Source organism: Blautia sp. CAG:257, from assembly GCF_000433815.1.
Classification (GTDB): Bacteria; Bacillota; Clostridia; order Lachnospirales; family Lachnospiraceae; genus Blautia_A; species Blautia_A caecimuris.
Genome location: NZ_HF999018.1, coordinates 52,403 through 71,419, shown reverse-complemented (window position 1 = coordinate 71,419; position 19,017 = coordinate 52,403). Strand labels below are relative to the sequence as shown.

The 19,017-nt window shown below is 46.4% G+C and carries 19 protein-coding genes; 2 read left to right on the top strand and 17 right to left on the bottom strand.

Going from position 1 to position 19,017, the window contains the following annotated elements:
* Positions 1-19 precede the first annotated feature (19 nt).
* The 7 genes from acsB to QVP40_RS03910 all read right to left on the bottom strand — a co-directional run bounded on the left by acsB (position 20) and on the right by QVP40_RS03910 (position 7,459).
* The gene (gene acsB, locus QVP40_RS03940) at positions 20-2,146 is read right to left on the bottom strand and encodes an acetyl-CoA decarbonylase/synthase complex subunit alpha/beta (RefSeq protein ID WP_022067194.1); all 2,127 of its coding nucleotides are present in this window, start codon (positions 2,144-2,146) and stop codon (positions 20-22) included.
* A gap of 22 nt (positions 2,147-2,168) precedes the next feature.
* Positions 2,169-2,933 carry a nucleotide-binding protein gene (locus QVP40_RS03935; protein WP_022067193.1) on the bottom strand — a complete coding sequence of 255 codons (765 nt, stop codon included), beginning with the start codon at positions 2,931-2,933 and terminating at the stop codon, positions 2,169-2,171.
* A gap of 42 nt (positions 2,934-2,975) precedes the next feature.
* Entirely contained in the window at positions 2,976-4,868 is a 1,893-nt protein-coding gene (gene cooS / locus QVP40_RS03930; protein WP_022067192.1) for an anaerobic carbon-monoxide dehydrogenase catalytic subunit, read from the bottom strand.
* Positions 4,869-5,047: 179 nt separating this feature from the next.
* Positions 5,048-5,818, bottom strand: coding sequence for a nucleotide-binding protein (locus tag QVP40_RS03925; RefSeq protein WP_022067191.1), 771 nt, complete (start codon positions 5,816-5,818; stop codon positions 5,048-5,050).
* Between the two features lie 30 nt (positions 5,819-5,848).
* A complete protein-coding gene (locus QVP40_RS03920; RefSeq protein ID WP_022067190.1) occupies positions 5,849-6,775 on the bottom strand; it encodes a methylenetetrahydrofolate reductase in 927 nt (308 codons plus the stop codon).
* A 60-nt stretch (positions 6,776-6,835) separates the two neighbouring features.
* Positions 6,836-7,018 (bottom strand): CooT family nickel-binding protein, encoded by a 183-nt coding sequence (locus QVP40_RS03915; protein ID WP_022067189.1) that lies wholly within the window; start codon positions 7,016-7,018, stop codon positions 6,836-6,838.
* 27 nt (positions 7,019-7,045) lie between these two features.
* The gene (locus QVP40_RS03910; RefSeq protein WP_022067188.1) at positions 7,046-7,459 is read right to left on the bottom strand and encodes a hypothetical protein; all 414 of its coding nucleotides are present in this window, start codon (positions 7,457-7,459) and stop codon (positions 7,046-7,048) included.
* A 391-nt stretch (positions 7,460-7,850) separates the two neighbouring features.
* Between QVP40_RS03910 and QVP40_RS03905 the strand changes: the two genes are divergently transcribed.
* Positions 7,851-8,678 carry an aldo/keto reductase gene (locus tag QVP40_RS03905; RefSeq protein ID WP_022067187.1) on the top strand — a complete coding sequence of 276 codons (828 nt, stop codon included), beginning with the start codon at positions 7,851-7,853 and terminating at the stop codon, positions 8,676-8,678.
* Between the two features lie 141 nt (positions 8,679-8,819).
* Here QVP40_RS03905 and QVP40_RS03900 read toward each other — a convergent pair whose 3' ends face one another.
* From QVP40_RS03900 to QVP40_RS03885, 4 genes are read right to left on the bottom strand one after another with little or no spacing between them, the layout of a single operon-like run.
* On the bottom strand, positions 8,820-9,830 hold the full coding sequence (locus QVP40_RS03900; RefSeq protein WP_022067186.1) for an NAD(P)H-dependent glycerol-3-phosphate dehydrogenase: 1,011 nt from the start codon (positions 9,828-9,830) through the stop codon (positions 8,820-8,822).
* A gap of 23 nt (positions 9,831-9,853) precedes the next feature.
* Positions 9,854-10,501, bottom strand: a complete 648-nt coding sequence (plsY, locus tag QVP40_RS03895; protein WP_022067185.1) for a glycerol-3-phosphate 1-O-acyltransferase PlsY — start codon at positions 10,499-10,501, stop codon at positions 9,854-9,856.
* Positions 10,502-10,509: 8 nt separating this feature from the next.
* A complete protein-coding gene (der, locus tag QVP40_RS03890; RefSeq protein ID WP_022067184.1) occupies positions 10,510-11,835 on the bottom strand; it encodes a ribosome biogenesis GTPase Der in 1,326 nt (441 codons plus the stop codon).
* Positions 11,798-13,249 (bottom strand): DUF512 domain-containing protein, encoded by a 1,452-nt coding sequence (locus QVP40_RS03885; RefSeq protein WP_288200313.1) that lies wholly within the window; start codon positions 13,247-13,249, stop codon positions 11,798-11,800. Before QVP40_RS03885 ends, der begins: the two co-directional genes overlap by 38 nt.
* Before the next feature lie 373 nt (positions 13,250-13,622).
* Between QVP40_RS03885 and QVP40_RS03880 the strand changes: the two genes are divergently transcribed.
* Positions 13,623-14,795, top strand: a complete 1,173-nt coding sequence (locus QVP40_RS03880; protein WP_022067182.1) for a ribose-phosphate pyrophosphokinase — start codon at positions 13,623-13,625, stop codon at positions 14,793-14,795.
* Between the two features lie 122 nt (positions 14,796-14,917).
* On the opposite strand, the gene pgeF is transcribed toward QVP40_RS03880, so the two are convergent.
* The 6 genes from pgeF to rplS form a co-directional block, all read right to left on the bottom strand.
* Complete coding sequence (pgeF, locus tag QVP40_RS03875) at positions 14,918-15,769, bottom strand: peptidoglycan editing factor PgeF (RefSeq protein WP_022067181.1); 852 nt, start codon at positions 15,767-15,769, stop codon at positions 14,918-14,920.
* Positions 15,770-15,784: 15 nt separating this feature from the next.
* Positions 15,785-16,138, bottom strand: a complete 354-nt coding sequence (locus QVP40_RS03870; protein ID WP_138269903.1) for a YraN family protein — start codon at positions 16,136-16,138, stop codon at positions 15,785-15,787.
* A 78-nt stretch (positions 16,139-16,216) separates the two neighbouring features.
* On the bottom strand, positions 16,217-16,972 hold the full coding sequence (locus tag QVP40_RS03865) for a ribonuclease HII (protein WP_022067180.1): 756 nt from the start codon (positions 16,970-16,972) through the stop codon (positions 16,217-16,219).
* 5 nt (positions 16,973-16,977) lie between these two features.
* On the bottom strand, positions 16,978-17,826 hold the full coding sequence (ylqF, locus tag QVP40_RS03860) for a ribosome biogenesis GTPase YlqF (protein ID WP_022067179.1): 849 nt from the start codon (positions 17,824-17,826) through the stop codon (positions 16,978-16,980).
* A gap of 7 nt (positions 17,827-17,833) precedes the next feature.
* Positions 17,834-18,436 (bottom strand): signal peptidase I, encoded by a 603-nt coding sequence (gene lepB / locus QVP40_RS03855; RefSeq protein ID WP_022067178.1) that lies wholly within the window; start codon positions 18,434-18,436, stop codon positions 17,834-17,836.
* Positions 18,437-18,542: 106 nt separating this feature from the next.
* Positions 18,543-18,890: a 50S ribosomal protein L19 gene (gene rplS / locus QVP40_RS03850; RefSeq protein WP_022067177.1), complete on the bottom strand. Its 348-nt coding sequence runs from the start codon at positions 18,888-18,890 to the stop codon at positions 18,543-18,545.
* Between the last annotated feature and the right edge of the window lie 127 nt (positions 18,891-19,017).

The following is a 19,017-nucleotide window of genomic DNA, read 5'->3' as shown; positions in this document are numbered from 1 at the left end:
GTTCTTCTGACAGAACAGATTACATCATCGGATCCATAGAAAGTGCCGGATGTCCTTTTTCTGTAAGGAATGCAACCAGTGTTTCCGGATCTTCTGCTACTGTCTCATCACCGATCATATCAGTGAAGTTGTCAATTCCGTAAAGCTCTTTTGCTGTTGCATTCAGTCTTTCAGCAACAAACTCTTTCAGCTCTTTCGGCATCCATACGATACGCTCGATACCGCCCTCTGCCTTCATGAACTTCTTGGAAGAAATGAAATGTTTTCCGTGTCCCATAAAGCCTGGTGTCTGAACACCGCCGCCTGTCATGGAAGCCATCTCAGGGAAGGTCATTCCAAGAGGTGTCATGCCTGCATACTCACGGTTTGCAATAACAACGCCGTTGGAGAACGGCTCGATACCGCAAATACACTCGAAGCATCCGCAGGATGTCATCGGATCCTGCATAATGGAGTACAGAGTTACATGCTCAAGAGCACCCTGAGAGAATTTCTGTACAGCCTCATCAACATCCTCATATGCGCCAAGATTTTCGTCGATCGGTCTTTCTTTTGTGATCACCTGACACGGACCTGCCGGATCAAGCTCGTTGGTAGCTTTTGCATCCAGCCATGAAACCGCACCGCAAAGACCAAGTCTCTCCGGTGTAACCACGCATACATGGCTCGGGGAGAATGCCTGACAGAGGATACAGCTGTAGTAAACGTCTACAGACTCATCTGTAAGGTTGTCAAGACGCTCATCACGTTTCTCGAAAGTAGGAATTGCAACTTCATGACGTACTCTTGTACACTCAGCCGGATCTGTGTAGATCACAACCTCACATTTGTCAACGACTGCGTCAAACTCATTTTTAACCTGTGCGTAAAGAACCTCACCAAGATGTTTGATTCTGAAGCCTGCGTTAAATGCATCAATGCTGATACGGATACGCTGCATATCTCTCTGGCCTGTATGGTATACGCCCTCGATACAGTTGATGTAGTTATGGAATTTACGCTCGATAACCGGCTCAAAGTCTGCCTGCATGTTTTTGCCTGCAACCTTAACCACATAAGCGATGCTGTTTTTACTTCCAAGCTCCATCTCGTCAGCTTCCGGTCCGATCACTGTGATCTTGTGATCCTCTACCTCGCTTGCGTCACAGGTCTGAACAAGCTCTGCACAGTCCACGCGGGAGCCGTCAAACTCAACCTGCATATCTTTACGACGAATGATCTCGCCCTCAAATGCAGATGCAAATGCAACCGGGATATCAATGTTTGTGATCTTGATCTTAATGTCACGGGCTTCCAGAGAAGTTGCGTTCCACTTGGAAACATCTGTCTGGCAGATCAGGCTCTTCGGAACTCTCGGAACATCAGCCTGGTTTGTGATTACCGGGAATCCAAGTGCGATAGCGCCTGCGCCGCATGCTACGATCACGTCGTTCAGAGGAGCAAATGCATTTACAAATGCAGGAACACGTTTCATTGTGTATTCCATCAGAGTTGCTGCATCGCCCGGTTTTACGTTACCGAAGATCAGAGCTGCACGAAGAGCAACAGATACAACATGGATTACAGATGTAACGTCTTTTCCAAGCGGGATCACACGTACATTTGCGCCTGTTTTGTAGTTGATCTCAGCAAGCTGATCAATGATATCGCCTACCAGTGTTACAAGGATACCCTGCGCCTGATAGGATTTTACAAGAGCTGCTGCCTCTTCTGCGGAAGCTGCCTTGCCAAGGATTACTGCAACACCCGGGATATCGCCTGTTACAAGCGGTACACCAAGCTCACGGATCACTGCATCTGCAAGATGTCCGTAGCATGGCTCTTCATAAGGAGTTGCTCCGTCGATATATTTCAGAACCTCGATGAACTCTGCGCAGAGAGCTGTTGCAACACCTGACATAAATGCGTCATGTGTTCTTTTTTCTCTTGTCATAAGAGTTTTTACAACTGCAAGAGCTTCCTTTAACTCTGCAAGAGTACCAACCTTGGTTCCTGTTACTGCATAGTAGCATGGAAGGGAATAAGCTGTATTCGGAAAGCTGACAGCTTTGTCCGCACCATGTGTTTCAATAGCCTGGTCAATGGCATTCTCAGTGAGGCCATAAACCGCATCATTTCCCGCGAAAACACTTTCAAATAAAGTCACTGTTATACCTCCTATTTTATGATCACTGATGATCAATCCTGTCTTTGATTTTTCTGATCTCACCTGTGACCTCTTCGCTGAAATCAAAGGGGGATTTTCCCTGTCGATCCGCATCGATCACATCTGTATTATAGTGGATCATACCTAAAAGATCTTCCTGTGGAATCTTTTCCATGATAAAGGCTTCGTCGTCCTGATTTCTCACCTTGTTTGCCACAACCTTCACCTGCGCCACACCAAGGTCCTTTGCAAGACGCTTCACATTTTTGTATGTCTGAACACTTCTTGCACCCGGTTCGATCACAACCACAAAGGCATCTACACCTTCGGTCGTCCCTCTTCCCAGATGCTCCAGCCCTGCTTCCATATCAAGGATCACCACATCCTCCCTGCGAAGGACAAGGTTATTGATAATACGCTTCAGCATTACATGCTCCGGACATACGCATCCGCCGCCCCCTGTTTCCACAGTTCCAAGAACAAGCAGCCTGACCCCGTTGCAGACCTTTCCGTATTTTTCCGGAATATCATCCACCTTGGGATTCAGATGGTAAAACTGATTGTTTGCGGAAGCCCCGGTTCTCTCCTCTACCAGCTTACGCATTTTGGAGATGGGTACAATGGAATCAAGTGTTTCTTCATCAAATCCCAGCGCAAGACCAAGATTTGCATCCGGATCTACATCCGCCGCAAGCACAGGTCTTCCCTCTGCCGCATATAAACGGGCCAGTGTTGCCGCAAATGTGGTTTTTCCCACGCCGCCTTTTCCTGTAACTGCAATTTTCATTTTATGTCATCCACCTTTGTCAAATATTCACTGCCGGGACCCTTAGATGCCCAGAGCAGTTCTCTTTTCTTCGATTCTTTCGATCATCAGATCAACTAATTTGTCAATGTCTTTCTCAACTGTGTAAGCAGCGCCTGTCCACTGTCTTGTTCCCTCTGTAAGGAGCTGTCCCATCTGGTCAGAACCTTCAACATAAGGATCAACGCCAAGGAAGGTATCAATACCGGTACCAACAACATAGTTACCGATGGATACTGCTTTTTCGGACATCCACTCAGGAGCACAGCCTACTACCGGAAGCTGATGGATCTGAAGACCTGCATCCTTAGCCAGCTCTGCTGCAAGGTTCATCATACGTGAAATATCTACGCAGGAACCCATGTGTAATACAGGCGGGATATCTGCCAGTTCACATACTCTTTTCAGACCGTCGCCGCAGAGGTCTTTTGCAGCTTTGTCCATAAGACCGGCTTTAGCAGCTGCCTGTGCAGAACATCCGGAAGCAATGATGATAATATCGTTTGCAATACATTTTTTCATAAGCTCAATGTGTGCATAGTCAGGACGGATCTTCGGGTTGTTGCAGCCAACCATGGCAACAGCACCGCGGATAACGCCGGAAGTGATGCACTCAAGAAGCGGTTTTGTTGTTCCAAGCTCGTCAACCTGAGAGTTGGTAACGCCGTCCAGAACTTTTACGATCGCCTCTAAGGAGTAGCCTACAGTAGCTTTCTGTTTCAGCTGCGGAATGTGTACAAGCTCCGGTTTTCTGTTTTTGAAGTTATCAATCGCCATCTTAACGATTGCTTTTGCGTTCTCTCCTGCTGTCTCTGCATCAAATCTGATAAATTCAGAATCAGGCATCTGAGCGATCGGAGAAGTTGTTACGAATTTTGTATGGAAGCATTTGCTCAGTGGTCCCAAAGCCGGGAAGATACACTGAACGTCTACAACGATTGCCTCACAGGCACCTGTAAGAACAACGTTTTCCTGCTGCAGGAAGTTACCTGCCATCGGAATACCGCGGCGCATCGCAACCTCGTTTGAAGTACAGCATACACCGGATACTGTAATTCCCTTTGCTCCTACGGATTTTGCATAGTCGATCATTTCCTTGCTGTCTGCATATTCACAAATCATCTCAGAAAGACTCGGATCATGTCCGTGAACAACAATGTTTACATTCTCTTCAACCATAACGCCAAGGTTTGCCTCAGTGTCGATCGGCTTCGGAGTTCCGAACAGAACGTCAGAGAATTCTGTTCCCATCATGGAACCGCCCCATCCGTCAGCAAGACCGCAGCGCAGAGACTGTTTTACAAGAGCCTCCGGAAGAGAAGAACATCCCATATGAGTCATATGTAAAGAAGAAGAAACCTCTCTGTCGATTGCCCGTGGCGCGATCTCGTTCTCGATCAGTTTTTCCTTCTGGCCTTCCGGCATTCTGTCCAGGAATCTCTGGTAACCAAACGGTTTTCCGTATTCCATAAGACCAACCTCAGCCATCTCATGAGCCAGATCATAGATATCTCTGCCCTCTGTTTCCACACCCCACTCTTTTGCGATGCGGATCAGTTTCTCAGGATCCTTTACGGTATAATTTCCGTCTGCTTTTGTACAGTGCAGTGTGTGACAGATCTCACGTCCGTGATCGGAATGAGTAGCTGCTCCGCCTGCTGTAAATTTCAGGAAGTTTCTTCCTACGATACCGTGTACGTCGCATCCGCAGATACCTCTCGGTGCTTTTGCAGTGATACGGCATGGTCCCATGGAACAGATACGGCAGCAGATACCTTTCTCGCCGAATTTGCAGTGTGGGGTCTGGTTTTTCACACGCATCTGCCAGGAATCCGCGCCAACTTTAGCTCCGGTCTCCAGAAGCCTGTTGGTGGCAGCTTCAAACTCTTCCACTGTCGTTAATTTGAATTCACTCATTGTTGACCTCCTTTTAATGATACAAGAATGATTCATGTATATTTTTCTCGTTTTTTATAATAACTCCGCAGGCGAAACCCATCCCCGCCCATGGGTTATTTCCGTGTGTAAAAAGCGGCCGGAATATGTTCTCCGGCACGTTATCCCTGCCGCATCCGCAGCAGGAATATTCAGATATATTATAAATTCAGATTATCCACAATTTTTCTGAGAGCCTGTTTCACAGGATTATCCTCCGGAAGGGATGCTGTGGGACGACCCTCGCAGTCATATTCATAAACCGCATCATCCTGAGGAACCACTCCCAGAAGATTCAGTCCCTGATTTTCAATCTCCTCCAGAACTCCCGGGTTCAGTTCCCCTTTCGGAGCGCGGTTTACGATCAGGCCCACTGTAGAAGGATGCATATTACATTCCTCTATCAGCCTGGCAATCCTTCCCACTGCCTGAATTCCTCTTCTGGAACAGTCGCTTACAAGAATGGCAGTCTGCATACTCGGAAGAACGCCTCGGCTGATGTGTTCCATCCCCGCCTCATTATCCACCACAAAGTATGGATAATTATTCTGATATTTTGCAAGCTGTGCCTGAAGAAGACCGTTTACATAGCAGTAGCAGCCTTTTCCCTGGGTTCTTCCCATAACAAGCAGATCAAAATCATCGTCCTCAATAAGAGCGTCCTCAAAACGTACCTCCGCATAGTCTGCTTTGGACATTCCTGCCGGAATAGGGCTCTTTGCCGCCATCTCAGCCTGAGCGATCTCTTCGCGGACATCTCCCAGTGTTGTATCTACCTTCACACCGAGAACTTCATTCAAATTGGAATTTGCATCCGCATCCACAGCAAGAACAGGTCCCTTTCCCTGCTCGCAGAGATACTGGATCAGCATTCCGCATAAGGTTGTCTTTCCTACGCCGCCTTTTCCGGCGACGGCAATTACATGTGCCATAAAACAGTCAGCCTCCTGATTGTGTCAATTTTAAATAAGCGTGCGTATACCGGACCTCTCAATGATCTGGGATACGTCTTTCCATTTGTTCATGGCATACAGGTGGATCCCCTCTACGCCAAGAGAACGGTATTTGTCGATCTGTCTGATCGTATATTCAATTCCCGCCTTTTTAAAGTCTGCTTTTTTCTGTTCAAGCGAATCGTCAAAAGGCGCTTTGTCGAAAGGATTGGGGAAAATCCAGTATTTGGAGATCAGCCTGGAAAGCTCACGGTCCATCACACAGCCATTACGGGAAAGGGCCATGTTAATGGTTGCCGCCTGATCCAGGATCGGCATGATGCCCACATCCACCGGCAGGGTCACTCCTGCCCGCCGTATCTTATCCAGCCATCTTTCAAACTGTTCCATATCCCAGCACAGCTGAGTCATAATATAGTCGGCCCCATTATCCTGTTTCATCTTAAGGACTCCGATATCTGCCTCCAGACTGCGGCAAGAAATATGGCCTTCCGGAGACCCCGCCACCGCGATTTCAAACTGTTCCCCGAATTCATCACGGATAAACTTTACAAGATCTGTGGCATAGTTAAAATCTCCGCCTGTTGAGGTTTCGCCTCTCGGAAAATCCCCGCGCAGCGCAAGGATATGATCCACACCCTCTTTCAGATAAGTTTCAAGCTGTTCCCTGATCCCCTGCTTTGTGTTTCTGATCACTGTAAAATGAGTGACCGGTACAGTCCCGGCGTTTCTGACCATCCGGCATACCTCACGGTTGGCTCCAACATTTCCGCCGCCAGCGCCATAAGTAACAGAAATATATTCCGGCTTATATCTGCACAGCTGCTGAATGGTCTCTGAGAGATTTGCCATTCCCCGGTCTGTTTTGGGAGGAAACAGCTCAAAGGACAGAAGCTGTCTTTTTTTCATCATGTCAGATAACTTTACTGATGCCATCGGCTCTTACCTCCGCGTATTTTTATAACAGATCCGCTCTGTCACTTCCACAGGCATCTGTTATTCGCAGCAGAGCTTTACAATACTGTTTGCCAGATCCACCATGAGAATGCGGCCTTCCACAACTCTCTCATCTCCCATAATGTCCCGGAGGATCACTTTGTCTCCGTCCACATCAATACGGCTTACATTTTTAAAAATAACGGAATCGTCACTTTCTTTGTATACAGTTGCAAGACACATTGGTGCCACCTCCTGATCTTCTGTCTGTTATTTCAGTTCCTCTTTTACAAGTGTCAGGGCAAGTCCCAAACGCATGTTGCTTTTCTGGAAGTCAGCAACTGCATCGCGGATGGCTTTTGCAGAAGCTGCCAGCCCCATCTTGTCCAGATTTTCCGCCATCTGGTCAAGTTCCTGTGCGTGATGCTCATTGTGCTGGAGCATATAAGTCAGAAGAGCAATGGTTTCTTTTTTGCAGTCGCCTTCCTGGCAGGAACCGCAGTGTTCATGTGTATGTTCCTGGCATCCTTCTCCGTGAGAATGAGCATGTTCTCCGCCGCTCTCATGAGTGTGGGCGTGAGAATGTGTCACTCCGTCCGCATGGGTATGCTCATGAGTGTGTTCATGGACATGCTCATGTCCGTGCTGGATCAGATTGCCGTTTTCGTCTTTAATAAGGTGCATTTTATCTTCTCCTTTCTCTGTCTCCTCCGGGAAACAGAACCTCCACTTTTTAAAAAAGTGCAGACTTATGACAAGAATTTATCAATTATAGTTATTATACATCTTTCCCCCTGGATACGCAAGGAAATAATCATTAAATTCATATAAAATAGCAGGAAATCTTTCCTTCTGCTTCTGTATATTTGTGTTATTTTTCTATAGCATTATTTTTTTGTTATTTTTATAACATTAATGTTTTTTTATTAACATAATATATTCTGTCCTCTTCGTAGTAAATATTTAATAAATTTGATGTTCTTCTTTCACATTTATATGGTATAATAGCACACATGCGAGTAAACAAATATGTTGGAATCGGTCTGAAACAGGCCAAAGGCAAGGAGGAACTGCTTTGACAACCGCTGTATTTTTAAACAACGATCAGAAAATGCCCCTTTTAGGACTGGGTGTATATAAAGCTACCGGAGATAACGAAGCAGAGAATGCTGTGATCAGCGCCGTGCAGAACGGCTATCGTCTGATTGACACTGCTTCTGTTTACAAAAACGAAGAAAGTGTAGGCAGGGGGATCGCCAGATGCGGCGTTTCCAGAAAAGAACTGTTTGTCACTACCAAAGTCTGGAATACCGCCCAGCGCCTGGGCGACATAAGCGGAGCATTCCAGAGAAGCCTTGACCGTCTGGGTCTGGATTACATTGACCTCTACCTGGTTCACTGGCCGGTACCCGGCTGTTATCTGAACACATGGAAGGAAATGGAAAAAATATTAAGCTCCGGGCGCGCCCGTTCCATTGGCGTCAGCAACTTTAACATCCACAATCTGGAAGAACTGAAAAAAATATCCGGTATTGTGCCGGCTGTAAACCAGATTGAATGTCATCCATTATGTTATCCGAAAGAGCTGATCGACTACTGCCAGGACAACGGCATTCAGGTACAGGCCTATGCGCCTCTGGCAAGAGGAGCCTATCTGGATCACGATGTTCTCTGCGTTCTCGGAACAAAATATGCGCACACACCGGCTCAGGTAGGACTTCGCTGGGCTGTTCAGAAAGGAATTTCCGTAATCCCCAAGTCAACCAATCCGGAGCGCATCGCTGCCAATGCAAGGATTTTTGATTTTACCATTGACCAGGAGGATATGGATCTTCTGGATACTCTGAACCAGGATTATCACAGCTCTCATGTTCCGGAAGATTTAAGAGGGATTCCCTTATAACCATGATCATTCAGACTTAACAGAAGCGCCTGCCCATAGCTGATATGTCAGCTGCGGACAGGCGCTTCTTTTTCATATACAGCTCAGACGGCTTCCTCTTCCCTCTGAGCCAAAATTCTGTTTTTCTTCCTGCTCATTGTTTTACTGCCAGGGAAGCATGGGCGTTTCTACCTTTTTATCCCTGAGCATCAGATCACGCACTGCATCTGCGGCAGGCTTGTCTTCAAAAAGCACTTTGTTCACTTCTTCAATGATAGGCATTTCCACCTGATATTTCTCAGCAAGACTTTTTGCCGCTCTTGCAGAATAAACGCCTTCCACCACCATTTTTACCTCATCCATGGCTTCCTGCATGGTATAGCCTTTTCCCATAAGATAACCGGCTTTTCTGTTACGGCTGTGAACACTGGCGCAGGTTACGACCAGATCGCCGATTCCCGAAAGGCCGTAAAAGGTTTCCGCTCTGGCACCCATTTTGGTGCCAAGACGGGAAATTTCCGCAATGCCTCTGGTGATCAGGGCGGCCTTGGTATTATCTCCATATCCCAGACCGTCCGCTGTTCCTGCCGCAAGGGCGATCACGTTTTTCAGCGCGCCTCCAAGCTCTACTCCCAGAATATCCGGAGTGGTATACACACGGAAAACAGGGCTCATAAAGATCCCCTGCAGGTATTCTGCAGTTTCTCTTTTTTCTGCACTGACCACACAGGTTGTAGGAAGACCTTTTCCCACCTCCTCCGCATGGCTTGGACCTGACAGAACACAGACGTCTGCCTGAGGGATCTCCTCACTGATGATCTCGCTTAAAGTCATCAGAGTATGTTCTTCCACACCTTTGGCCACGTTCACAATGATCTGTCCTTTTTTTACAAAAGGCGCCATTCTGTGAGCTGTGCTTCTGGTAAAAGGAGACGGCACTGCCAGCACCGCTACGTCCGGATCCTGCAGACTGTCTTCCAGGTCTGCAGTGATCTTCATATCCTCCGGAAGGCGCACTCCGGGAAGCTTGGATTCATGCTCTCTCTTTTCGCAGAGCATACGCACTTCGTCCTCAAGAGCAGACCAGAGGGTTACCTCATGGCCGTTTTTACAGAGAAGAAGAGACAGAGCAGTTCCCCAGCTTCCTGCTCCCAACACACTTACTTTCGCCATTTTCTCCACCTTTTTGACCTTTCTTATTTTTTATCTTTTTTCCCAAGATAAACACGGTTCTCTGTGCCTTTTGCCAGCCGCATAATATTTGCTCTGTGGCGGAAAAAAGCCAGCGCTGTAAGCAGCCCCATAACCACATACATTTCCATGGTATGAGAAGCATCCATGCCATAGGCCCCTCCCTGACCCAGAACGATGATTGCCGCAAAAGCAGCCAGATAAGCACTCAGAGAGCATAAGGACACATAATGGGTCGTAAAGAACAGCGCAAAAAAGATCACTGCGCATATCAGGAAGATCCTCCAGTCAAAGGCAAGGATAAAACCCACCGAAGCAGCAATTCCCTTTCCTCCCCGGAACTTCAGGTAAAAAGGAAAATTATGTCCCAGAATACAGCCCGCCGCCGCATACAGACTCAGAAGCGGAAGAATATCTCCATAAGTCTTTCCAAGGAAAACACGCACAAGAACAATCGCTGCCACACACTTCAGACAGTCCCCCAGAAGTGTCAGGATCCCCGCCTTTTTTCCAAAGGTACGCAGGGCATTGGTAGTTCCTGCATTTCCGCTTCCGTGTTCTCTGATATCTGTTTTATGAAGCCTTCCGATAATGTAAGAAGTCTGAAACAGCCCGCATACATATCCGATGGCCAGACAAATCAAACGCTCCATAACCGCTCCTATTCCTTCTCTCCCCGCTGACGGATAATAAATTTCAGAGAAGTTCCTCTGAATCCAAATGCATCACGGATCTTATTTTCCAGATATCTGGTATAAGAGAAATGCATCAGTTCTCTGTCATTGACAAAGATCACAAATGTCGGTGGTCTTACTCCCACCTGAGTCATATAATAAATTTTCAGACGCTTGCCTCTGTCAGACGGCGGCTGCTGCATGGCAATGGCCTCTGAAAGAATCTCGTTCAGCACACCTGTCTGGATACGCAGGGTCTGATTTTCGATTACTGCGTCAATGGTCTCAAACAGACGGTTGATCCTCTGTCCTGTTTTTGCGGAAATAAATACAAGCTCCGCATAAGGCATATATGCCAGTACCTCGCGGATACGGTTGGTGTGTTTATAAATGGTTTTGTCATCCTTTTCAATGGCATCCCATTTATTTACAGCAATGATCACGCCCTTGCCTCTTTCATGAGCGATTCCGGCAATTTTTGCATCCTGTTCTGTAACGCCCTCTGTAGCGTCAATAACGATCACTACCACATGGGCCCGTTCCACAGCTGTTACTGTACGTATCACGCTGTATCGCTCAATCTCCTCCTTTACCTTACCCTTCCGGCGAAGACCGGCTGTATCAATAAAAATGTAATCCCGACCCTGCCATTTTACTCTGGCATCAACTGCATCTCTGGTGGTTCCGGCAATATCAGAAACGATCACACGGTCTTCTCCCAGAAGATGATTGATCAGAGATGACTTTCCTACATTAGGTTTTCCTACAACAGCGATCTTCGGAATGTCATCCTCTTCCTCTGTATCTGCGTCTTCCGGAAATTCTTTTACCACCTCGTCCAGCATATCGCCCAGGCCGGTACGGTTTGCCGCTGAAATGGCAATCGGCTCGCCGATTCCCAGATTATAGAACTCGTAAACATCCATCATATATTTCTGAAGGCTGTCCACCTTATTTACCACAAGCACTACAGGCTTTTTGCTGCGGCGGAGCATATCTGCCACTTTCGCATCAGAATCCACCAGACCCTGCTGCACATCTGTAATAAAAACAATCACGTCCGCAGTGTCAATGGCGATCTGGGCCTGCTCTCTCATCTGAGATAAAATAATATCTCCGCTCTCCGGCTCAATTCCGCCTGTATCGATCATGGTAAAGGACTTATCCAGCCATGTTACATCTGCATAAATCCTGTCTCTTGTAACGCCCGGAGTATCTTTTACAATAGAAATCATCTCTCCGGCAAGCGCATTAAACAGCGTGGACTTACCCACATTAGGCCTGCCCACGATGGCTACTACTGGTTTGCTCATACATCTGTCTCCTTATCTGTTTATTATGATCCGGAGCATCCAGTACAGAAGCCACCAGATCTGCTCCGTTTTCATCTACAACTACAATTTCCGTTCCCAGCGCATCTTCCAGTTCCCGCACAGAAACATCATCAAGGAAAATATCCTCCCCGCTTCGAAGCATATTACAGGGGATCAGAAGCCTTTCTCCCAGATCCAGGCCTGCAAGCTGCTCTTTCAGATCAGTTCCTGTGATCAGTCCTGAAACTGTGATCAGCTCCCCGAAAAAGTTGTTGGTGATCACCTTTACACGAATCTTTATATTCGGATATTTTTCCTGTATCATTTTTACACACTTTTCCAGATACGGGCCTGCAAGCTTTCCTGTGGCAATGGTCATTTCCGCCGCTCTGTCATCTCCCGGACGGGCATCCACTGCGCTTCGCACCTCTGTTTCCAGAAGTCTCAGCATTCCCACTCCGTTTTCCAGCTGAAGATATCCGTCATAGCGCTCCTCTTCCGGAAGCTCCTGTTCCGCAAGGAGATACCACTCATCAGACGCATGTACAAAACGGATCCCATGCTCCCGGAACATTTTTTCCTGCCAGCGGTGAATCTGCTCCAGAACCTTTACCGCATCCTCTTTCTTAAAAGGCTCCAGAGGATACAGGCCCTGACGAAACTTTGAAAGCCCTACCGGAACCACAGACACACTCTGAAGCACAGGCGCATATGCAGAAAGCTTTTCCAGACTGAATTCCAGTTCTTTTCCATCATTAACACCCTTGCAGAGAACAATCTGACCGTTCATGGTAATCCCGGCCTCATAAAGCTGATCTGCCTTTAAAAGAGCCTCTCCTGCAAAGCGGTTATGAAGCATTTTGCAGCGAAGCTCAGGATTCATTGTCTGAAATGAAACATTAATGGGCTCCAGACGGTACTGAATGATCCGGTCAATATCCTTCTGGCTCATATTTGTCAGAGTCACATAATTTCCCTGAAGAAAAGAAAGCCTGGAATCGTCATCCTTAAAATAAAGAGTTTCTCTCATTCCCGGAGGCATCTGGTCAATAAAGCAGAAAATACAGCGGTTGGTACAGGAGCGGTACTCGTCCATAAGCCCGTTTTCAAACTCGATCCCCAGATCTTCCTCATATTCTTTTTCCACTTCCAGCTCCCACAGCTCGCCGTCTGCTTTTTCAATGAGAAGTGTCACAAATTCATCGTTCATCAGATAACGATAATCAAAAACATCCTCCACCGGAGTGTCATTTATAGCAGCCAGGATATCTCCCGGCTTAAGCTCCAGTTCCTGGGCAATACTTCCCGGCAGGACCCTGGAGATGATATGCTTCTTTTTTTTCATAAAATCCCTTTCTTCCGCCTGTACAGACACACCTTGTCGCCTGCTGTCCGTACTGTAAGCTGTAATCATCATAACAATTTTACACATAAAAAACAACTGCAAATTTTATATCACCCCAGCCTGCGCTGTCAAGTATAAAGAGCAGCCGCCTACACAGAAACAGCAGGAGCAGCCCTTCACCGGCAATATTCCACAGGGCATTTTCGCATTCTGCTGACCAAATCCCGGAACCCGCCTGGCAAAATACGCTCTTATCGAATCCACGGCAGACAGATCTGTTCATTCTTCTGCTCTGACTGAATCGCGTACATTTTTGTATACAATATGATTTTTACAGGCGAAAAACAATAAATTCCTTGACGGGCTTTGGGGCAAATGATATAAATGTATTATGGTTTTATTTTTTATAAACAAAATATAAACAAAACTCAGGAGGAAAATTATGCCGAATATAGAGTTACTTGAAAAATCCCTTCCGGTTGCGCCGATTCGTATTGCAGCCCTTTCCGGCTGTCAGGATCTTGCAAAGGAGGTTGACAAGAAACTTGTAAAATTCCGTAAAGAGCTGGTTGCCAAGAAAAAATCTGAGATCATTCCTCAGGGATACTGCGAACCATCCTTCCTTGTAGAATGTGAATGTGTACGCTTTGGCACCGGAGAAGGAAAAGGCTATATCAAAGAATCCGTCCGCGGAACAGACCTTTTTATTATGGTGGATGTTACAAATTACAGCGAAACGTACACTGTATGCGGTCACGAGAACCATATGTCCCCGGACAATCATTATCAGGACCTGAAAAGAATCATTTCCGCAGCTACAGGAAAGGCTCACAGAATCAATGTGATCATGCCATTTCTGTATGAAGGACGTCAGCACCGCCGTTCCAAGAGAGAGTCCCTTGACTGCGCTCTGGCACTGAAAGAATTAAGCGATATGGGCGTATCCAACTTCATTACTTTTGACGCTCATGATCCCCGTGTACAGAACTCCATCCCGCTGAATGGATTTGACAACTTTTTCCCAACCTATCAGTTCCTGAAGGCGCTTGTAAAAAATGTTCCTGACTTCAAACTGGACAACGATCATCTGATGATCATCAGCCCGGACGAGGGCGCTATGTCAAGAGCGGTTTATTTCTCCAATATCCTTGGCGTAGACATGGGTATGTTCTATAAGAGAAGAGATTACTCTACTATCGTAAATGGAAAGAACCCGATCGTGGCACACGAGTTCCTTGGCGATTCTGTAGAAGGCAAGGACGTTGTTATTATCGACGATATGATCTCCTCCGGAGAGAGTATGCTGGATGTGGCAAAGCAGATCAAAGAGCGTCACGCAAAACGTGTGTTTATCTGCACTACATACGGACTGTTCACAGACGGACTGGCTAAATTCGATGAATATTATGAAAAAGGCTGGATCGATAAGGTTATCACCACAAACCTGAACTACCGTATTCCGGAGCTTCTTACCAAACCGTACTATGTAGAAGCAAATATGAGCAAATATCTTGCAAGTATTATCGATATTATCAATCATGATGTTTCTGTTGAAAAGGTACGCTCCAGCAACGAAAAGATCATGGATCTGATGACCAGAGTAAACGGACAGTAAATAATAGTTTCTGTCATCAAAAAAAGCACAGACTTCTGTGCTTTTTTTTTGCTTTTACTTATCATTCAGGACAGCATCTGTAAAAACGCTGCAGAATAAGGTTCTCCGGATGAACCCCTGTCTTACCGCTTTATTCCCAGAAACGCTCCCAGATTTCCTCTTTTTCCCTGAGAGGCCCTGTGAGAATAAAGGAACTCCGGATTGCAGCAGGTACAGAGATTCGGCATGGAAATATGTTCCGGAAGAATCCCTGCCCCAAGCAGGATCTGACGGTTTGCCTCCCAGAGATTCAGCTGATATTTCCCGTTTTCTTTTCTGTAAAAAATATCCTTCCATAATTCCCTGGAAAATGTTTTCTGAAATTCCAGGATCACATCTTCACTGACCTCATAGCAGTCCTGACAGATGGAAGGCCCTACAGCCGCATAAATATCCTCCGGGCGGGTCCCATAATGCTTCTGAAGCTCTTTTACCGTAACCGCCCCGATCCCTGCCGCAGTACCTCTCCATCCAGAATGAGAAAGGCCCACTGCCTTATGAACAGGATCTGCAAAATAAAGAGGCACACAGTCCGCATAAAAGGTTGCCAGTACAAGGCCCGGCACATTGGTTATCATTCCGTCTACATCCGTGTAAGGACGGGGCTTTGTGATTCCGTTTCCCCTGTCCTCAGCGGTTATCACACGGACATTGGCAGTGTGGGTCTGATCCGAGGTTACAATGTCCTCCGGCGAAAAGCCCAGGGCAGCAGAAATCCTGTTATAGTTTTCCCGCACAGCCTCCTCCTTATCGCCTCTTGTAAAGCTCAGATTCATAGAAGAATAAATCCCCTCACTGACTCCTCCAAGCCTGGTGCTGAACCCGTGTACAAAACCCGGAATTTTTTCAAACTCCGGCCAGGTAAGATAAGTCACTCCCTTATTTTTTCTGACATTCATATGAGGCATGTTTTCCTGATGCCATAGGATTTTCATAAAATCTCTCCTTTTTTATCCGCAGTAATCAAAAGCATTTTTTATCCACTGGATATTCTGTCCGTCAATAGCCACAACATCAAATCTGCAGGGCGTATCCTCCGGATACCCATAGCGTACAAGATAAAACAGAGAAGCCCGGCTGATCATTTTCTGCTTTTTATAATTTACCGCTGCCGATGCTCCGCCGCTGCCGGAAGTATGCCGGTACTTTACTTCCACAAAAACCAGATATCTTCCGTCTCTGGCGATCAGGTCTATTTCCCCTGATCTGCAGCGGAAATTCCGGGCTTTTATATACAATCCCTGTTGTTTTAAAAAAGCAGCCGCCTGTTTTTCATAACGACTGCCCAGCTCACGTTTATTGATCCTTCTCTCTCATTTCCTGTCTGTGTAGGTATCTTATGTAATTACTTCCCGAAAGAGCTTTTGCCTTTTCGTTTTTCTCTATACGAAATGAGTAATAAAGCTGGCTCTGTGGATAGGGGACGGCCCGTATTTTTTTAAGGCTTCTATATGCTCCGCAGAACCATATCCCTTATTGGAGGCAAATCCGTATTCCGGCAAAGCCGCATCATACTCTTCCATAAGCCTGTCCCTTGTAACCTTTGCCACAATGCTGGCTGCGGCAATAGAAGCGCTTTTGGCATCTCCCTTGATAATGGGAACCTGGGGGATTTCCACTGCCGGAATGGTCACTGCATCGTTGAGAAGAAGCTGCGGCCGTACAGAAAGCTTTTCGATTGCTTGGCGCATAGCCTCATAGGTTGCCTGAAGAATATTGATCTCATCAATGCGGGCAGGTCCTGCCATTCCAATTCCCACTGAAACTGCCTTCTCAAGAATCACCTCATAAAGCTCTTCCCGCTTTTTTGCAGTCAGCTTTTTGGAATCATTCAGGTAAAGAATCCCATGATCTTTTGGAAGGATCACAGCGCAGGCAACCACAGGGCCTGCAAGAGGTCCCCTTCCCACTTCGTCAATACCGCATAAATATCCCAGATGCTCATATTTATGTTCGTATTCCATCATGTGCTCCATACGTAAGAGCTCCTTTTCAAGAGCTGCTTCTTCTTTACGGCACTTCTCAATCAGCTTCCTTACTCCGCTTCTCTCATCCTCTGCATACAGCTGACAGAGAGCTTTCTTTTCCTCTAAAGAAGCAGAGGCAAACTCATTTTTTATCTCTGTGATCGTTTTCATCTTTTTTACTCCGCAGGCGCCCATTCCAGGGTAATACGGCCAAGCTTTCCGCTTCGGAAATCGTCAAAAAGAATCCCCGAAGCCTTGGCATAATCCAGCTCTTCCCCTTTTTTCAGGCAGCCTCTGGCTCTGGCAATTCCTTCCAGAACACCCAGGTTCTCCTCTTCTTCACTTACCTCATAACGGGCATTTAATACGCCCGGATATTTTTCTTTCAGATATCCGATCAAAGTCAGTGCAAGCTCTTCCATATTCAGAATATCGTCTTTGATAGAGCCGACAAAAGCCAGACGGATCCCTACCTCCTGATCCTCAAATTTCGGCCAGAGGATTCCCGGCGTATCAAGAAGCTCTACATTCTTATTCAGACGGATCCACTGTTTTCCCTTTGTAACACCGGGACGGTTTCCTGTTTTGGCGCAGGCCTTGCCTGCAAATGAATTAATAAATGTAGATTTTCCCACATTGGGGATTCCTGCCACCATAGCCCGGACAGGACGGTTTTTGATTCCGCGTTTTCTGTCTCTTTCTATTTTTTCTTTGCAGGCCTCCTGAATCACATTCTGGATATTTTTCATTCCTGCTCCGTTTCGGGAATCTACTTTTACCACATGAAAGCCTTTTCCCTGAAAATATTCTTTCCAGGCTTCATTCTGTCTTTCATCTGCCAGATCCGCTTTGTTCAGAAGGATCAGCCTGGACTTGTTCTGTCCCAGTCTGTCAATGTCCGGATTTCTGCTGGAAAGAGGAACTCTTGCGTCAACCAGCTCTATGATCAGGTCGATCAGCTTAAGATCTTCCTGCATCTGTCTTTTTGCCTTGGTCATATGACCAGGATACCACTGTACGTTCATATATTACCTAGCCTTTCAAAAATCCCACTTTTTCTATGGGCGAACAGAGGAACCAGAGCTTACCCACAATATAGCGTTTTTTTACTGTACCGATATCTGCATACCGGCTGTCCTCACTGTTGTTTCTGTTGTCTCCCAGTACAAAATATTCATTGGATTTCAGGCTCACGCCATTCTCTGCCAGTCCCGGATTCTGGATTTCCGGGTAGTCTGCCGCCTCGTCATATACTTCTCCGTCTATGTAGATCACGCCGTCCCGGATCTGAACAGTCTCTCCGGGCAGTCCTATAACACGACGGATATGAAGAGCTGCATCATCACTGGCATTTGTACGGAACACGATCAGATCTCCTCTCTGAGGAGAAGAAAATTTATATACTGCCTGATTCATAAAAAAGCGATCCCCCACTGCAAGAGTGGGCTCCATGGAGCTTTCCTGCATGGTAACGGTCTGAAACATTAATACCGCCACCAGGGCAGCGAATACAAGGGTAACGGCAAGCTCAAAGATCCAGCGCAGAGAATCCCGCACTTTTTTGTTTTCCAGCTTTGCTTTCAGCTCCAGAACCTTCGGATGCTCTTTCCAGTTTTTAATTTTTGCGATGTCCATATCTGATTTCTCCATGCACAAAACAAAATCAGAGCAACAACTGTTGAAAAAAGAGGGACAATAGCTGTCGTTATTGTCCCTGCTTTTTAAATCTCTGAAATTGTCATTATCTAACGCGCTCTTTAACCTTAGCAGCTTTACCAACGCGATCTCTCAGGTAGTTCAGTTTTGCACGGCGTACTTTACCGTAACGGATTACTTCTACCTTAACTACATGTGGGGAATGAAGCGGCCATGTTTTCTCAACGCCTACTCCGTTGGAGCTCTTTCTTACTGTGAAAGTCTCTCTTGTGCTTCCACCCTGTCTCTTCAGGACTGTTCCCTCGAAGATCTGGATTCTCTCACGGTTTCCCTCTTTGATCAGTGCGTGTACTCTTACAGTATCACCTGTGCGGAACTCCGGCACTTCTGCTTTTAACTGAGCAGCTTCAATGTTTCTGATAATGTCGTTCATGTTTTTCTCTCCTATTCTTCTGGATGTTCTTAATACATAAATTCTGTAACAGAGGACCATCTTTTTTACAACAGCTTAGATTATACTATAGTACCTCCGCCATTGCAAGCTTTTTTTATTTATATTT

Excerpts from the sequence above, each read along its gene's own strand:
- QVP40_RS03935 (WP_022067193.1), bottom strand. The coding sequence starts at position 2,933 with ATGAAAATTGCAGTTACAGGAAAAGGCGGCGTGGGAAAAACCACATTT.
- cooS (WP_022067192.1), bottom strand. The coding sequence starts at position 4,868 with ATGAGTGAATTCAAATTAACGACAGTGGAAGAGTTTGAAGCTGCCACC.
- QVP40_RS03925 (WP_022067191.1), bottom strand. The coding sequence starts at position 5,818 with ATGGCACATGTAATTGCCGTCGCCGGAAAAGGCGGCGTAGGAAAGACA.
- QVP40_RS03920 (WP_022067190.1), bottom strand. The coding sequence starts at position 6,775 with ATGGCATCAGTAAAGTTATCTGACATGATGAAAAAAAGACAGCTTCTG.
- QVP40_RS03915 (WP_022067189.1), bottom strand. The coding sequence starts at position 7,018 with ATGTGTCTTGCAACTGTATACAAAGAAAGTGACGATTCCGTTATTTTT.
- QVP40_RS03910 (WP_022067188.1), bottom strand. The coding sequence starts at position 7,459 with ATGCACCTTATTAAAGACGAAAACGGCAATCTGATCCAGCACGGACAT.
- QVP40_RS03900 (WP_022067186.1), bottom strand. The coding sequence starts at position 9,830 with ATGGCGAAAGTAAGTGTGTTGGGAGCAGGAAGCTGGGGAACTGCTCTG.
- plsY (WP_022067185.1), bottom strand. The coding sequence starts at position 10,501 with ATGGAGCGTTTGATTTGTCTGGCCATCGGATATGTATGCGGGCTGTTT.
- der (WP_022067184.1), bottom strand. The coding sequence starts at position 11,835 with ATGAGCAAACCAGTAGTAGCCATCGTGGGCAGGCCTAATGTGGGTAAG.
- QVP40_RS03885 (WP_288200313.1), bottom strand. The coding sequence starts at position 13,249 with ATGATTACAGCTTACAGTACGGACAGCAGGCGACAAGGTGTGTCTGTA.
- QVP40_RS03880 (WP_022067182.1), top strand. The coding sequence starts at position 13,623 with ATGCCGAATATAGAGTTACTTGAAAAATCCCTTCCGGTTGCGCCGATT.
- pgeF (WP_022067181.1), bottom strand. The coding sequence starts at position 15,769 with ATGAAAATCCTATGGCATCAGGAAAACATGCCTCATATGAATGTCAGA.
- QVP40_RS03865 (WP_022067180.1), bottom strand. The coding sequence starts at position 16,972 with ATGAAAACGATCACAGAGATAAAAAATGAGTTTGCCTCTGCTTCTTTA.
- ylqF (WP_022067179.1), bottom strand. The coding sequence starts at position 17,826 with ATGAACGTACAGTGGTATCCTGGTCATATGACCAAGGCAAAAAGACAG.
- lepB (WP_022067178.1), bottom strand. The coding sequence starts at position 18,436 with ATGGACATCGCAAAAATTAAAAACTGGAAAGAGCATCCGAAGGTTCTG.
- rplS (WP_022067177.1), bottom strand. The coding sequence starts at position 18,890 with ATGAACGACATTATCAGAAACATTGAAGCTGCTCAGTTAAAAGCAGAA.